Annotated in this window: 15 protein-coding genes; 3 read left to right on the top strand and 12 right to left on the bottom strand. The window is 47.0% G+C overall.

All coding sequences use genetic code 11. The features are described from left to right. Nucleotides 1-197: 197 nt before the first annotated feature. The 4 genes from OVA33_RS10210 to OVA33_RS10195 all read right to left on the bottom strand — a co-directional run bounded on the left by OVA33_RS10210 (nt 198) and on the right by OVA33_RS10195 (nt 4,737). The gene (locus OVA33_RS10210; RefSeq protein ID WP_063636793.1) at nt 198-2,801 is read right to left on the bottom strand and encodes a DNA translocase FtsK; all 2,604 of its coding nucleotides are present in this window, start codon (nt 2,799-2,801) and stop codon (nt 198-200) included. A 167-nt stretch (nt 2,802-2,968) separates the two neighbouring features. After that, the gene (gene ytpR / locus OVA33_RS10205; protein ID WP_022552814.1) at nt 2,969-3,574 is read right to left on the bottom strand and encodes a YtpR family tRNA-binding protein; all 606 of its coding nucleotides are present in this window, start codon (nt 3,572-3,574) and stop codon (nt 2,969-2,971) included. A 14-nt stretch (nt 3,575-3,588) separates the two neighbouring features. Further along, nucleotides 3,589-4,398, bottom strand: coding sequence for a DUF1444 domain-containing protein (locus OVA33_RS10200; protein ID WP_021494468.1), 810 nt, complete (start codon nt 4,396-4,398; stop codon nt 3,589-3,591). 15 nt (nt 4,399-4,413) lie between these two features. Next, nucleotides 4,414-4,737 carry a thioredoxin family protein gene (locus OVA33_RS10195; protein WP_003152373.1) on the bottom strand — a complete coding sequence of 108 codons (324 nt, stop codon included), beginning with the start codon at nt 4,735-4,737 and terminating at the stop codon, nt 4,414-4,416. A gap of 197 nt (nt 4,738-4,934) precedes the next feature. Here OVA33_RS10195 and OVA33_RS10190 point away from each other — a divergent pair, with 197 nt between their 5' ends. Continuing rightward, nucleotides 4,935-5,381: a YtoQ family protein gene (locus OVA33_RS10190; protein ID WP_017418388.1), complete on the top strand. Its 447-nt coding sequence runs from the start codon at nt 4,935-4,937 to the stop codon at nt 5,379-5,381. Between the two features lie 229 nt (nt 5,382-5,610). Here the strand turns inward: OVA33_RS10190 and OVA33_RS10185 are convergent, their stop codons facing one another. The 3 genes from OVA33_RS10185 to OVA33_RS10175 form a co-directional block, all read right to left on the bottom strand. Beyond that, a complete protein-coding gene (locus tag OVA33_RS10185) occupies nt 5,611-6,099 on the bottom strand; it encodes an HPP family protein (protein WP_026092269.1) in 489 nt (162 codons plus the stop codon). Nucleotides 6,100-6,500: 401 nt separating this feature from the next. Beyond that, nucleotides 6,501-7,082 (bottom strand): CGNR zinc finger domain-containing protein, encoded by a 582-nt coding sequence (locus OVA33_RS10180; RefSeq protein WP_017418389.1) that lies wholly within the window; start codon nt 7,080-7,082, stop codon nt 6,501-6,503. Nucleotides 7,083-7,270: 188 nt separating this feature from the next. Beyond that, complete coding sequence (locus tag OVA33_RS10175) at nt 7,271-8,344, bottom strand: M42 family metallopeptidase (protein WP_017418390.1); 1,074 nt, start codon at nt 8,342-8,344, stop codon at nt 7,271-7,273. Nucleotides 8,345-8,502: 158 nt separating this feature from the next. Here OVA33_RS10175 and OVA33_RS10170 point away from each other — a divergent pair, with 158 nt between their 5' ends. Beyond that, nucleotides 8,503-8,820 carry a PepSY domain-containing protein gene (locus tag OVA33_RS10170; RefSeq protein WP_003152366.1) on the top strand — a complete coding sequence of 106 codons (318 nt, stop codon included), beginning with the start codon at nt 8,503-8,505 and terminating at the stop codon, nt 8,818-8,820. 55 nt (nt 8,821-8,875) lie between these two features. Here the strand turns inward: OVA33_RS10170 and OVA33_RS10165 are convergent, their stop codons facing one another. From OVA33_RS10165 to trmB, 3 genes are all read right to left on the bottom strand, one after another. Next, nucleotides 8,876-10,573 (bottom strand): NAD-dependent malic enzyme, encoded by a 1,698-nt coding sequence (locus tag OVA33_RS10165; RefSeq protein ID WP_007408782.1) that lies wholly within the window; start codon nt 10,571-10,573, stop codon nt 8,876-8,878. 78 nt (nt 10,574-10,651) lie between these two features. After that, complete coding sequence (locus OVA33_RS10160; protein WP_017418391.1) at nt 10,652-11,497, bottom strand: YtnP family quorum-quenching lactonase; 846 nt, start codon at nt 11,495-11,497, stop codon at nt 10,652-10,654. 58 nt (nt 11,498-11,555) lie between these two features. Continuing rightward, nucleotides 11,556-12,209: a tRNA (guanosine(46)-N7)-methyltransferase TrmB gene (gene trmB, locus OVA33_RS10155; protein WP_017418392.1), complete on the bottom strand. Its 654-nt coding sequence runs from the start codon at nt 12,207-12,209 to the stop codon at nt 11,556-11,558. Nucleotides 12,210-12,394: 185 nt separating this feature from the next. Here trmB and OVA33_RS10150 point away from each other — a divergent pair, with 185 nt between their 5' ends. Next, entirely contained in the window at nt 12,395-12,673 is a 279-nt protein-coding gene (locus OVA33_RS10150; RefSeq protein WP_003152357.1) for a YtzH-like family protein, read from the top strand. On the opposite strand, the gene OVA33_RS10145 is transcribed toward OVA33_RS10150, so the two are convergent. Next, complete coding sequence (locus tag OVA33_RS10145; protein ID WP_003152355.1) at nt 12,674-13,471, bottom strand: phosphotransferase family protein; 798 nt, start codon at nt 13,469-13,471, stop codon at nt 12,674-12,676. Nucleotides 13,472-13,741: 270 nt separating this feature from the next. Beyond that, nucleotides 13,742-14,671, bottom strand: coding sequence for a YegS/Rv2252/BmrU family lipid kinase (locus tag OVA33_RS10140; RefSeq protein WP_007408786.1), 930 nt, complete (start codon nt 14,669-14,671; stop codon nt 13,742-13,744). Between the last annotated feature and the right edge of the window lie 30 nt (nt 14,672-14,701).

Here is a 14,701-nt window from a genome sequence, read left to right as displayed (position 1 = left end):
CGCTCATTTCATTTTGCGACCGCCGCGGGCAAAAAGCCCGCACAGCGGCGCTTCCATTTATTTTTACGTTATCGTCAGTATCTGTAACTTTCTTTTTGATTAAACCTGCCGCATGATATTTCAGCGCGTGACAGTGATGCAGTTTTGATGGTCCATCCACTATCATACCATGTTTGTGAGAAAAATGAACGATATTCTTATTCTTGAGCAATGTCAGCGGCCGTAATCAGCACTTCACGGGGTTTGCTGCCCTTCGCTTCTGAGATCATGCCTTCGGCTTCCATCATGTCAATCAGCCTCGCGGCGCGGTTATAACCGATTCTGAACCTTCTTTGAAGGCTTGAGGTGCTGGCGCTGTTTTGCTCCACGACGAATTGGCACGCCTCAGGAAACAGTTCGTCTTCTTCCTTAAGGGCGGTTCCCTGCCTGATCAGTTCTTCCTGTTCAAACAAATAAGAAGGCGGCAGCTGTTTTCTGACATGAGAGACGACGCGGTCAATCTCTCTGTCGGATACAAAGTTGCCCTGCAGGCGCACCGGTTTTCCGGTACCGTTTTCCCAGTACAGCATGTCGCCTTTTCCGAGCAGCTTTTCCGCTCCCGCCATGTCGATGATCGTTCTGGAATCTACCTGGCTTGAGACGGAGAATGCAATCCTCGTCGGTATGTTTGCCTTGATCATTCCGGTAATGACATCGACAGACGGACGCTGTGTCGCGACAAGCAGATGAATGCCGCAGGCTCTCGCTTTCTGCGCGATTCTGGCAATGCTTTCTTCCACATCGTTCGGCGCGACCATCATTAAATCGGCAAGCTCATCAATGACCACTACGAGGTAAGGGAGCTTTTCGCCTGTCTTATGATCGGCCGTTAATTCATTAAAGCGGCCGATATCTCTCACACCCGAATGGGCAAACAGTTCATACCGCCGTTCCATCTCTTCCACAACCCATTTTAACGCGGCGGTCGCGGCTTTGGCGTCCGTGATGACGGGGCTGACCAAATGCGGAATTTGGTTATAAGGCGCAAGCTCGACCATTTTCGGATCAATCAGAAGCATTTTGACATCACTCGGATCCGCCTTATAAAGCAGACTGACCAAAATGGTATTGATGCAGACGCTTTTTCCCGATCCTGTCGCACCAGCTATCAACCCGTGCGGCATCTTTTTCAAATCAATGACGACCGGGTTTCCGGAAATATCGACACCGAGCGCGGCTGTAAGCGGAGACGGATTCGTCCTGAAAGCGGCGCTTCTGATCATCTGCCGTAAATCGACGACTTTGCTTACGCGGTTCGGAACTTCAATGCCGATCGTGTTTTTACCGGGGATCGGCGCCTCAATCCGAATATCCTTGGCAGACAGGCTCAGTTTAATATCATCTGCTAAGTTTGTAATTTTGTTTACTTTCACTCCGGGCTCAGGATGCACTTCAAAACGTGTGACGGACGGGCCTTGTGTGACATGAACGACTTGGGCGCGCACATTAAAGTTTTTCAGCGTAACGTTTAAAAGCTCGCGCTGTTCTTCAATCCACGATTGGTCGTCATGTCTTTGCGCCGGCGGTACGTCCAGAAGCGACAGATTCGGAAAGACATAGCTCGCTCCGCCCTCCGGCGTCTTCGTCTGCTTGTGTTTATCGCTTTTAAGCATCATGACGTTAAACGGAACATTGCGCTCTTTCGGCCGCTCCGCTTTTTTCATAGGCTGAGGCTCTCCGCGATGCTCCGTTTTTTCTTCGGCAGGCCGGGACGGGGCATCGGCCGTCTCGATGCTTGCAGGTTCAGGCTCGGAATCTGAATGCCGCTCGGCTTCATTGTACTCAGGCTGAGCATCTGCTTCCTGTTTCGCGTCGGTTTCACCTGATTCGGGCTTGTCTTCAGACTGCGGCTGAACTTCCTCATCGTATCCGGGTTCTGTGTATGTATACACCGGTTCTTCTGCGGTTTCAAAAGGCGGTGCTTTTTCCGGCTCAGGCTCTTGATATTCCTCCTGCGGCGCCGCTTGTTCCTCTGTGTTGTCAGCCGTTCGGGATGCTTCATACTCAGGCTCTATTATAGGCTGCGGGCGGGTTTGTTCATGCTCCTGTTCTTCTGTAAAGCCGGCAGACTCCGCGCTTTCCGTGTGCTCCCGCTCTTCAGTCTGCTGCGGTTCTGCTGCTGCAAACACTTGCTCTTTTGCATTCTCAGCCTCGGTGTGAAGCTCCTCTTTTTTAACGGCCGGGATTTCTTCCGTTTCTTGTTTCGCAAACGGGTCTGGCCGGTCATTCGTCTGTTTTGTTATGCCGGATGTTGTGAAGACGGGCTCTTTTTCCGTTTCCTGACCGGATTTTGGCGGAACAAATTGCTCCTCTGACAGCAATGTTACGTTCTCTTCACGCCGCTTTTCGGAAATAGGCGCTTTTTTTATGCTGTGCTGAGATTGAAAGCCGTAAACCGGTGAAGGAATGGATGACGGTTTAAAGGGTTTTTTCACCGTATCAGGCTCTTTATGTGTATGCTGTTTCCGCTCGGTTTGCTCCTGCCCGGCGGCATAACCCCGGGACGGCTGGCGGCGTTCGTGCCTTTCCCGCTGTCTTTGGTTTTGCTCCGTTCGCTTATAGCCGTCCGGAACGACGGGGAAGCGGAAATTCCCTTTCGGATATTCGTAATATATTTTAGGATCTTCCATGCGCGTTAATTTGCCTTCTGGCTGATCCGGTATCTGCTGTTTCGGGATTTGGGCATGCGCGTTCGGTTCACGTTCATGCTCTTCTTCTTTTTCACCTAAAAATAAGTCAAAAAATTTATTCAGCCAACTCATGTTTAATCACTCTCTAACTCCCTTTTTAGTAGTCTGGGACGATATTTAGTATACCATTGCCGGGCGGCTCAGAAAAGATTAAGCTTCTAACTGAAGAAAGCCGTTAAGCAGGCCTGCTTAACGGCTTTCTCTCACATCATTCGATTCTGTGCGCTTATTTATGGGAGTTAGAATTGAAATGCTTCGCCGGCCTCGCGGCTGTCTTCAAGAACAAGAATCCCTTTTTCCGCCGGCGCATCCGGCAAAGCGAGTTCTTTCGCGGAGCAGATCATGCCGCTTGACGGAACGCCTCTTAATTCAGCGTCTTTAATCACAAGTCCGCTCGGCATTACCGCGCCGACTTTAGCGACGACGACTTTTTGTCCTTTGTCCACATTCGGCGCGCCGCAAACGATTTGAAGGGTTTCCTCTCCCACATTCACTTGGCAGATATTCAGTTTATCCGCATTCGGATGTTTTTCTTTCGATTCAACGTGACCGACAACAAATTTCGGAGAAAGGTCAACCGTCAGCGTTTCTGAAACGCCGTTTCTGTTCAGTATTTCATTCACATCCTGAACGAATGTCTCAGACAAAGCGACGGGGCCGTTGTCCTCAATCTGTAAGTAAGAAGACACGTTAAAAATGTTAAAGCCCGTCGTTTCTTTTGTTTCTTTGTTAAAAATTCTGATGACATCGCCTTCTCTTTCATAGGCGATTTCTTCGCGTGCCGCATCTTTAAGAGAGATCAGAAGCGTATCTCCCACACCTTCTTTATTGTAAAAAGCGTTCATAAGAAAAATCCTTTCTAATCCTTTTTCGGCCGGCTTTTCGCCATGATAAACACAGGTTCCAGTCTGCCTTCATTATACAGAAATGAAAGGGCCGTAATCGGCACCGTGCCGCTTGCAAAGAAGCTCATGGACATTTGCCCTAAAATATCATAACCCGATTCATTTCGAATGTCAGCAAGTATTAATACATCTTGATGCGGGACGGAAATCGCCAATTCGCCTTCAGCGGCCTGCTTGTATTCATGAAGAATCGAATCATTGAGAATCCGGCTGGCGTCATAGCCGTCATTCGCCCTGAAAAAATAAAAATAATTGTCCGCAACCGTATCCTGTTTCACAACCGAAGGAAGAGAGCGGAGATTGAATGACGCCGTCTCCCTGATGCGTTCTTTTGTCCAGTTTTCTTTCTCGAGCATACGGCTGTCAATTAAGCGGTACGTCTTACCGAGGTCAAGCGCGTAGTAGATTCTCGTCTCGGCCGTATGGTCATCATACACGAGCGGAATGCCGTCGCTCGTTTGATCGGGAAATGATGTGGAGCGGATGACCGGATAGATTCCGGCTTCCTTTCCGGACATCTCCTGTCCGCTGCCTTCCATCGCGTCCATCGCTTCTGACACATAGTAGACAATTTCGTCGATCGCTTCTTCTTTTTTCGTTTCCCACTTCGCAATGATCGGCGGGAGCTCCAATGTGATGCCTTTTTTGGTCGTTTGATCCTCAACACGGAGGGTGTCTTTTTCTCTATCAAAAAAGAAGGATCGGTTCTCGTGCTGCAGGCGCTGTTTTAATAAATCCGCCAGCTTCCTTGACGTCATTTTCAAAGCCCGTGGCCTCCTTTATGCTTTAGCAAGGGAATCGGTTAAAAATTGCTCAATTTCTTCTTTCGTTTTACGGTCTTTGCTGACGAAGCGGTTCACTTCTTTTCCTCCGTTAAACACAACAAAGCTCGGAATGCCGTAAATTTCCCATTCCGCGCATGTATCAATAAATTGATCGCGGTCTACGTAGTAATAAGTGAATTCGGGAAAGTCCGCTTCCAGCTCAGGGAGAAACGGCTCCACAAAGCGGCAGTCCGGGCACCAATCCGCTGAAAACATAAATACCGCCCAATCGTCTTGTACCGCTTTTTGCAATTCTTCCGTGCTTTCAATCTTTTTCATTGTCATTCCTCCATCTGGATTATGAGTTTTTTATATGCTGATGTTTGTCCAATTGGATCATACCAGACTGTTTACGGCAAGACCAACTATATGCAATATCATTATCATATTTCATTTGCATTATCAAGCAAGTTTCGTTTACCATTTTGCTTGTAGCCGTACGAAATTCTGAATATGTACATAAGGAGGGGCAAAAGGTGCAGTTTGTCGTGTATTTAGCCGGTAAAATCCACAGTGATTGGCGGGATGAAATCAAACAAAAAGCAAAAGCGCTGAACCTGCCGATTACGTTTGTCGGCCCGATGGAAAACCATGAACGCTCAGACAATATCGGAGAAGAGATTATGGGCGTGCAGCCCGATTCTGTTTTAAAAGACGCCAGAGCTTCTGATATCAACAATTTCCGTACAGAGGTGCTGATGGAAAAAGCCGATTTTGTGATCGCCCTGTTTGGCGAGAAATATAAACAGTGGAATACCGCGATGGATGCTTCTTATGCCGTCGCAAAAGGAAAGCCGCTCATTCTCATCCGCCCGAAAGAACTTCATCATCCGCTGAAAGAGCTTTCCGGAAAAGCGAATATCACGGTCGAAACCGTAAATCAAGCGATGAAAGCACTCTCTTATTTATTTGAAACAGAATAAGCAGGCCGCCTTTATGCGGTCCTGCTTACCTATTTACAATAGAATGGTATCAGATCTTACTTTTCAGACTTTTTTCTCGAATCCAAAAGAATTTGTCCGCAATCAATGATTCCCACACCCACTTCATTCATAAATGATTTTATTCAACCTCAAACTATTTTCTTTATATGTAAGGAAGGAGAGCGAAATCTGCGCAATAACGGATACATATGCTGCTCGTTGAAATTGATTAAAACCAAAAAGTGGGATACTGCCGATTATTTCGCAAGTTATTAATAATAACTGCTGCCGCAACAATAATTACAGATCCCACAAAAACCGGAAAAGCTAAATAGCTCCAAGCATACGCCCCTTGAATAACTACAATAGGGTCCGCTCCAGCAGGTGGATGAGTAGTCTTTGTAACCGCCATAAAAAATATAGCTAGCCCCACTCCTAAAGCCAATGTCCAGGGATGAGAACCAAGAAGATTATATATAACAAGTCCAGTCAATGTCGAGATGAAGTGTCCGCCAATAATATTTCTAGGTTGTGATAAAGGGGCATTCCACGCTCCGAAAGCCAGTACACAACTTGCCCCAAAAGGCGCCATCAGCCACAGAGATCCAGTTTTATAGGTTATCAATGACAAGATTAAAATTGTTATAAAACCACCTAATAAGCCTGTTGAAGCATCTTTAACATTTACTTTTAAAGGACTTTTTCCTCCTCCTTTCATTTTTTTGAAATAATAGCCTTTTTTACTTTGTGGATTTTCTGCTGTTTGCTCAATCTTCAATATAACCCCTCCTTTTCACTAAGTTTAAATCAACTTAACTAACCTGTAAATAACATTTTTAGAGGTTATAATTTAAAGGTTACAATCCATCCCTCTTCATGGATCATTCTTCTCTTCAAAAGTGATCCTTTAAACGTTCATTTGGTTTTAGCTGCGAATGAGTTGTTTTATGAAATCATATTTTTGTTTTTCTTATGAATTGTTTTCAAAAAAGACAAACAGCCTTACTCAAAAAAATATGAGATAAGGCTGTTCATTAATTTTTATTTATATATGATGATTCGACATTAAAATAAAGTGCAAGATTTATTCCGACCACAATGTAATAGAGGAAATTCGTTTTATGTTTTCTTAAGGTGACGGGAAACCTTTTCTCTGTTGCCGCATATCTTCATTGAACACCATTTTCTTCTTCCGGTGTTATCAAGGAATAATAAGACACATTCTTCATTAGCACATCGCTTCATTAACTTGATCTTTTTTGTATATATAAGCGATAAACCTTCATAAGCGATGAGCGATATAATTGCATCATCAATTTTCCCAATCGGAATACGGGCAAGTTTAGCATCGAGAATCTTATATGAAAATGGAGCCGATTCAATCTTTTTTTCTAAAAAAGTGATAAAAGATTCTCCAGGTTCTTCACCATCTGCAATTTTCTCGAAATTTTCTCTTAGTATTGATCGAAACTTTAGTATTTTCTCAACCATCACAGCGGTCAATTCATCTTGTGCATTTTTTAAAGTTAATTGACTGAAAAAAGGGGTTCCTTTCCCCATTAACCTTAACCATTCCAAAAGATCCTCTTTTGACTTTATTAAATTATGACGTTTACCGTAACTCACCACCTCAGTATTAATCAGATCAAGAGGAAGATAGTTAGAGACAAGAGGAAATTTTATGTTTGTCTTTTTTGTCATAAACATACCTCCTTGCAGAACAAATAAAAATTGAAAATGTCACTCGACTTTGTGAAATCGCTACTCATCTCAATGCTTGAATTGGAACAATTTTGATAATAATATTGAGAAGCAATATGTGTTACCTGGCATCATGTAAAAACAGCAGTCAATAAGTATTCAAAAGGACTTATTGACTGCTTATTTTTTTACACATTTTCTCTAATCGTTTCGACCGTCTGTTTGTCACTCGCCATGACCAGCTTAATGAGCATTTCTTTCGCCGCGGCATAATCATCGACATGGATGATAGCGGCATTTGTATGAATGTATCTTGAACAAATGCCGATGACGGCAGACGGAACCCCGCTGTTTGAGATGTGGACCCGTCCGGCATCCGTTCCCCCGCCTGAAGCGAAATATTGATAAGGGATATTGTGCGTTTCCGCCATATCAAGGACGAACTCTCTCATCCCGCGGTGCATGACCGTCGTTCTGTCGAGAATGCGGAGCAGCACCCCCTCGCCGAGACGGCCGAACAGCTCCTTATCGCCGGTCATATCATTTGCCGGGCTGGCATCAAGCGCGAAGAAGAGATCAGGCTGAATCATATTGGCCGCTGTCTGCGCCCCTCTCAGGCCGACCTCCTCCTGAACGGTGGCCCCGGCGTACAGATTGTTCGGCAGGTCTTTTCCTTGCAGCTCTTTTAATAATTCAATGCTTAACCCGCAGCCGTAGCGATTATCCCACGCTTTGGACAATATTTTCTTCTCGTTGGCCATCGGGGTGAACGGGCAGACCGGCACGACCTGCTGTCCCGGTCTGATCCCCATTCTGACCGCGTCCTCTCTGTCATCGGCACCGATATCAATCATCATATTTTTGATCTCCATCGGCTTTACGCGCTGGGCATCTGTTAAAATGTGGGGCGGGATGCTTGAGATGACGCCGATAATCGGTCCGTTATCCGTCTGCACCTCGACGCGCTGGGCAAGCAGCACCTGACTCCACCAGCCGCCGAGCGTCTGAAATCTCAGCATGCCGTTATCCGTAATCTGCGTTACCATAAACCCGACTTCGTCCATATGGCCGGCTACCATAACGGTCGGCGCATCTTCAGCGCCGCGCCTTACTCCGAAAACACTTCCGAGTCTGTCCTGCACGATGTCATCCGCATATTTCGCAAGCTCCCGTTTCATAAAGGAGCGGACCTGATGTTCATTTCCCGGTGCGCCGGGAAGCTGCGTCAGCGTCCGGAAAAGCGTTTTCGTTTCCTCATTCATATTTTCCCCTCATTTCTATGTAATGCTTTTATTTTATTAGAAAAACAACCGTTTTCCAAGCGCTCAGATTGAATGGGCTGGAAAACCGCCGCTTTACTTAACACCGTCTGGCATCTTCTGTATAATAAAAACTACGACATAATTGGAGGTGCTTCATATTGAAATTACGTCATTTTCTCTTAGGTGCAGGAGTCGGATTATGCGCTGCCATCGCAGTGAAAAAGTATGCGATGAAACCTTATATCTCTTCAGAAAAAGCGCTCCGTATCGTGAAAGCGGCTTTTAAACAGCGCGGGCCGATAGACGGATCATGGATTTACACAGAGCCCGAGCCCTACCAGGTAAACGGAGAAACCATCCAGGTATACAAAACCGGCGTGACACGTTCGGCATTCGGCGAACTGGAGCAATATGAAGTTATGGTCAATGCAAAAACAGGCCAGATTGTCGATGTCATTGATTCTGTCGCCTCATAATTAGGACAAGCAAAAAATAAAGCCCAAAACCATCAGCGTTTTGGGCTTTATTCGGTTACATCGGCCGAATTCGTTTATATACGGGGTGCCACATCGCGTCCTGCACCGCTTGTATCAGATCCTCGGGTTCCGTTTCCGCTACACCGTCCTGAATGGCTGCTTTCGCTACGGCTACCGCCACGGTTGCCGATACCGTCCTGAGATCCTCCACTTTCGGAAGCATCGGTGCACCGGGCTTGCCGACGTCCACCATACCGGCGATGGCATTCGCGCAGGCAACGAACATATTGTCCGTAATGAGCCTTGCTTTCGTCACAATCGTTCCGAGCCCGAGTCCCGGGAATACGAGCGCGTTATTCGCCTGTCCGATATGGTAGGTAACGCCGTTATACGCAACAGGCGGGAATGGACTTCCCGTAGTGACAAGCGCGCGGCCTTCCGTCCATTTAATTAAATCTTCAGGTTTTGCTTCTGATAATGTCGTCGGGTTTGACATCGGCAAAATAGCGGGCCGTTTGACATGCGAGGCCATTTCTTTGACGATTTCTTCCGTAAATGCGCCTGATACGGTGGATGTGCCGATCAGAATCGTCGGCTTGGCCTGACGCACCGTCTCCGCCAGATCAATTGATCCGCCTTCACCGCTGCGGCCGTACTCTTTCACTTCATCAGCAGGGCGAGCGTACGGAACCTGAAAATCACGCAAGTCCTTCATATCATCCGTTAACAATCCGTTTCTGTCGATACACCAAAAATGGCTGTAGGATTCTTCTTCGCTTAATCCGTCATGCACCATGGCTTCGCGCAGCTGCTCAGCAATTCCGATACCGGCCGTTCCCGCGCCGAAGACGACGACTTTATGCTCTTTTAAAGGCACTTTTGACGCTTTCGCACACGCTAAAACAGCTGCAAGCGATACCGCGCCCGTTCCTTGAATGTCATCGTTAAACGTACAGACTTTATCTTTATACCGTTTTAATATGCCGCGGGCGTTAGCCGTACCGAAATCCTCCCAATGAAGCAGCGCATTCGGGAATGTTTCCCGGGCAAGCGAGACATACTCATCAATAAAGCGGTCATATTTCTCGCCGCGTACTCTTGAATGCTGGTTTCCGACGTAAAGCGGGTCATTTAAGAGGCTTTCCTGATTTGTCCCCGCGTCCAATACGACCGCAAGCACTCGTGACGGATCAATTCCGGCCGCCGCCGTATACACCGCGAGTTTTCCGACAGAAATGGCGATGCCGCCGACGCCCCAGTCACCGATTCCCAGAATGCCCTCCGCATCTGTGGCAACGATTAAGTCAATGTTTTCATTTTTTCCGAACTGCTGAAATGCGGCGCGCATTCCCTCAGGATCATCTATTGACAAATACAGACCGCGGGGTTTTCTGTACTCATGGCTGTAACGCTGGATCGCAGTGCCAACGGTCGGCGTATATACGATCGGCAGCATTTCGCCTAAATGATCATTTAACAGCCTGTAAAATAACGTTTCATTCCGGTCATGGAGAGCGGTCAAGTAGACATTTTTGCTCAGCTCATCAGGCTGCGAACTGAATTGTTCGTAGGCCCGCCTCGCCTGCTCTTCGATTGTCAATACTTTCGGCGGCAGAAATCCCTCGAGCCCGAGTTCCTTTCTTTCCTCCTGTGTAAAGGCCACCCCTTTATTTAAAAAAGGCGTAGAAAGCACTTCTAATCCGCGCAGAGTTGTTTTGATTTCTCCATCTTTCGTCACTTGAAATTGATTCACCTGTCTCTTCCTTTCAAAGCAATTTGTCTTAGGTTTGCTTTTATTCCCGAAATTCATACAGGCAAATCATCGATCCGCTTATTTTTTCTCCCGTTTGACAGATGCAGCCACTTCGCCGTCTTCTCCCCATTTTACCGCTCTGTAAATCGCGTCGTGATAGAAAATCAGCCAGGCGTCTTTTTCTGCCGCGAACGTCTGCCATTTCTGCTTTTGCGGAATGGAAGTCATCGGATAATCATCATAGGCCAGCACCCATAACGGATTTTTATGCGCGTTCGTCGGCATCAGGTCGGCAAAATGCACAGCCGTTTCCCCTCCGTCTTCTAAGACGATGACGCTGTGGCCGTCGCTGTGGCCGCCGGTGTGATGCATCGTAATGCCTTCTGTCAGCTGATACTCGTTCTCAAAGGTTTCGACCTGATCTTGTACCGCTTCCCAATTTTCTCTCCAATATGTATTTTTCGATCTGATATTAGGATTTCTCATTTCGCGCCACTCTGTCGCAGAAGTGATAATGCGGGCATTCGGGAAAACAGAGACAAGCTCCTCTCCGCTGTACTCCGTCAGGCCGCATGCATGGTCAAAATGAAGATGGGTCATCGCGGCAATATGAATGTCCTCACAGGAAAGCCCGAGTTCACGAAGAGATTGTTTCAGATTGGATTCCTGTGTTACCCCGTAATTCCTTTTTTGTTTATCAGAGAATTTCCCTCGGCCGATACCCGCGTCAACCAATATATTCAGGCCGTTTGTTCTGATCAGAATCGGGTCTGTTCTTAATTCAATCTGGTTTTTGTCATTTACGGGGTATTTTCTCGACCATAAAGGCTTCGGGACAACGCCGAACATCGCTCCGCCGTCCATATGCGTTACACCGCCGTCCAGCCATGTTAATGAAATACTCCCAATATTCAATGTCTCCATCTTGATCCCTCCTGATGTAATGGTAGCAAATGGCGGCATAAAAAAACAGACTCCCGCATCAGAGTCTGTCTTTTGTTCTCCATTCAACTTCGGCCCGGTAAATCGGCTGGCCGAGCGCGGAGAATTTTTCTTCGTATTCTGTCATAATATTGCCCTTCGGATCGCTGTTGTGCAGATCAAGACTGACTTCCGTCAGAAGCAGGCCGTATTCGGAAAAGCTTTTCAGAGAGTATTCGAATAAACCGCGGTTATCGGTTTTGAAATGAATCTCACCTGTTTCGCCCATCACTTCTTCGTATTTTTTCAAGAACGCTTTAAAGGTTAAACGGCGCTTTTCGTGACGGTTTTTCGGCCACGGGTCAGAAAAGTTTAAATATACGCGCTTGATTTCTCCCCGTTCAAATACGTCATTCAGTGTTTCCGCGTCTATATTTAACAAACGGACATTGTGAGCCCCGCTGTCCTTTACTTTTTGGACGGCAGTGACGATGACGCTTTTAAACAGCTCAATTCCGATATAGTTGATATCCGGATTCTGCTTGGCCATTCCAGAAATGAACTGCCCTTTTCCCGTACCGACTTCAATATGGATCGGGTTGTCATTGCCAAAGACCGTGTTCCACCGCCCTTTATACTGGGCCGGATCACTGATGGCGATGTCAGCGTTTTCTGCCAGAAAATCATTCGCCCAAGGTTTATGGCGCATTCTCATATGATTGACACCTCTATCTATAATTTCGAGTAACAACATACCATGAAACATAAAGAGCCGCAAGCGCCTTTTAAAGGCGCCGGCTGCATAAAAAAGAGGCTCCCCCGGTCCGGAACACTCATGTGATGCATAAAACCGCACCGCTTTGCACAATGTATGACACAGAAAGGATGTGTATATGAATCATGGGCTTAACAAGCGAACATCAGGTCCGGTTATTAAAGGACATACTGGCCGACCATCAATTGGATTGCTGCGGCACGGTTGCCGAGTATGAACAGCTGGAGCGCGTCATCAAATCACTGATGGCCAACACCGGGCTTGATTCAAATATAAAAAACGTGCTCGAGGATGTCTACCGCTACAGCCAGTCCGGCATCACGGCCGATTCCATCGACACGCATATTCAGGAGCACCAAAACCATTTGTCCCAATGGGTGGAGCAGATGGATTCGTACTCCTGACTACTTGACAATCCGCTTCATCAGGGCATGAAGCTCTTCCATGGCATCATGATACGCTTTGTCGTTTCCTTTTGATTTGTGCCAGGCGATGAAGGTGATGGTCTCCGATAACATGTACCACGCCATCCGCAGCCGAAGCCCTTCCGTGAGCTTCATGCCGTACATCCCAAGCCAGCTGTCCCACGCTGGCTCTTCGACGTAATGATACAATAAAGGGCCGAGATCCATGGCCGGATCGGCTATCATGGCGCCGTCCCAATCTATTAAATACAGCTGGTTGTCTTCAGACAGAAGCCAGTTATTATGATTCACATCACAATGGCAAACGACTTTTTCACCGAATTGCACCTGATCCACATGAGCTTCCAAATAAGCAAGGCCTTCCTGAATAAGCGGCGAAAATTGCCGCACGGCAAAGACGGCCTGCTTCAGCTGCGACAAAAGGGCGCCCGGATCAAGCGGTTCTTTTCCCAATCTTTTCAGCATGTCGAGCAAAGCTTTTGATGTGTGGATTTTGCGGAGCAGCTCAGCCACCGGGCGTCCGCTCATATCCTTTGCCTTCAGCTCCCTGCCCGCCATCCAATGCTGAGCCGTAATGACGTCCCCGTTTTCCATCCGTTTCGTCCAAACCAGCTTCGGAACAATGCCTTCGGCGGATAACACGGCTAAAAAGGGCGAGCTATTACGTTTTAAAAAAAGCTGTTGGCCGTTATGTTTCGCATAATATGCATCTCCTGTAGCTCCTCCGGCGGGGAAGATCTCCCAATCGCTACCTAGTAATTGTCCCAACCAGTTCATATCAATGTTCAACCCATCATTTCTTAAAATATTTTAGAATAGGCCTCCAGCCTTTCTCTATTGGCGGAGCGGCCTGTCATAAACAATTTCATGAGAATAAAAAAGACAGCTATTGAGAGTCTCATATGCTAATCAATAGCCGTCCTATAAATTTTAGCGCTACAGCACAAACTTCGTCAAGCAAAACTAGCAAGAACACCTGTGAATTCTGAAGATTTATGCCGCGAACCGCTCTTTGCCGTGAAACATGTGACGGGTTTCATTTGTTTATTATGTTTTTATTTTCAACGGCGTACCGCCCGGCATAAGCCGAAACGGCGTCGTTCCGATCAGCTCGCCGTCAGCGTGAAACGGAATTTTCCCATCTGTTTCAAAAACGAATTCCTTCCCCTTTATCATCGTCACTCCGTCCATTTTGATATGCCGGCCGAAGCTCATCGCCCATAAAAAACGATACAGCGAGAAAAAGGACAGGTTTTCTGCGATGACAATATCAAAATGGTTTTGACGGGGATTTGCTGAAGGCGCCGCTTTCATGCCGCCTCCGTAATAAGGGTGATTAGCCGCAATGACAAACCAGACATTGCGGAATTCACGCCTCTGGCCGTCTGCCGTGCAAACAAATCTGAACGGCTGAAACCCCGAGGCCGTATGTAAATGCGCGAGCGGGTAAATCACAAAACCGAGACGCAAAAACCGAAGAACGCGCGATAACGGAAAATTCGCGGCTGCCTTCAAAACTGAGGCATCGAAGCCGACAGACAGGTGGTTAATAAAATAAAGTGATTGCGCTTTGTCATGAAAAAAGTTGATGTTTCCCGCAAAAAATTTCCGTGTGAGCGGGCGGTGCAGACTTTTGATTTCTTGGAGAAGCGCCGACTTCTTAATACCGAGCCCTTTCGAAAAGTCATTGTACGAACCGGCAGGCACAAAGGTCAGCTCAATCTGATCCGTTCCTTTCAGTCCGTTAATGACTTCATGCATCGTCCCGTCACCGCCGATGACGAACAGCCGCTTAAGCTTATGATCCTGCATCATTGAAATCTGTCTCGCCAGCACCTCCGCATGTCCGGGATGCCCGGTCAAAAAAGAGCGGTGGCTGACCCCGCGCCTGGTCAGCTCTTTTTGAACTGATTTCCAGACACGCCGGCCCCGCCCGCCTCCTGAGACCGGATTAATAATAAAAAACCATTGACTCATCGTTTGTTTTCACCTGCTTCATAGATGAAG

This window comes from Bacillus sp. KICET-1 (genome assembly GCF_027721405.1).
GTDB classification, from domain to species: domain Bacteria; phylum Bacillota; class Bacilli; order Bacillales; family Bacillaceae; genus Bacillus; species Bacillus velezensis.
Note: the sequence above shows the minus strand (reverse complement) of the source record. Positions and strands in the feature narration are given on the sequence as shown.

Bases quoted from the DNA above. Each gene is read 5' to 3' on its own strand.
- OVA33_RS10175 (WP_017418390.1), bottom strand. From the start codon at position 8,344: ATGAATGAGGAAACGAAAACGCTTTTCCGGACGCTGACGCAGCTTCCC.
- OVA33_RS10150 (WP_003152357.1), top strand. From the start codon at position 12,395: ATGGGCTTAACAAGCGAACATCAGGTCCGGTTATTAAAGGACATACTG.
- OVA33_RS10195 (WP_003152373.1), bottom strand. From the start codon at position 4,737: ATGAAAAAGATTGAAAGCACGGAAGAATTGCAAAAAGCGGTACAAGAC.
- ytpR (WP_022552814.1), bottom strand. From the start codon at position 3,574: ATGAACGCTTTTTACAATAAAGAAGGTGTGGGAGATACGCTTCTGATC.
- OVA33_RS10185 (WP_026092269.1), bottom strand. From the start codon at position 6,099: ATGAAAGGAGGAGGAAAAAGTCCTTTAAAAGTAAATGTTAAAGATGCT.
- trmB (WP_017418392.1), bottom strand. From the start codon at position 12,209: ATGAGAATGCGCCATAAACCTTGGGCGAATGATTTTCTGGCAGAAAAC.
- OVA33_RS10160 (WP_017418391.1), bottom strand. From the start codon at position 11,497: ATGGAGACATTGAATATTGGGAGTATTTCATTAACATGGCTGGACGGC.
- OVA33_RS10140 (WP_007408786.1), bottom strand. From the start codon at position 14,671: ATGAGTCAATGGTTTTTTATTATTAATCCGGTCTCAGGAGGCGGGCGG.
- OVA33_RS10145 (WP_003152355.1), bottom strand. From the start codon at position 13,471: ATGAACTGGTTGGGACAATTACTAGGTAGCGATTGGGAGATCTTCCCC.
- OVA33_RS10180 (WP_017418389.1), bottom strand. From the start codon at position 7,082: ATGACAAAAAAGACAAACATAAAATTTCCTCTTGTCTCTAACTATCTT.
- OVA33_RS10210 (WP_063636793.1), bottom strand. From the start codon at position 2,801: ATGAGTTGGCTGAATAAATTTTTTGACTTATTTTTAGGTGAAAAAGAA.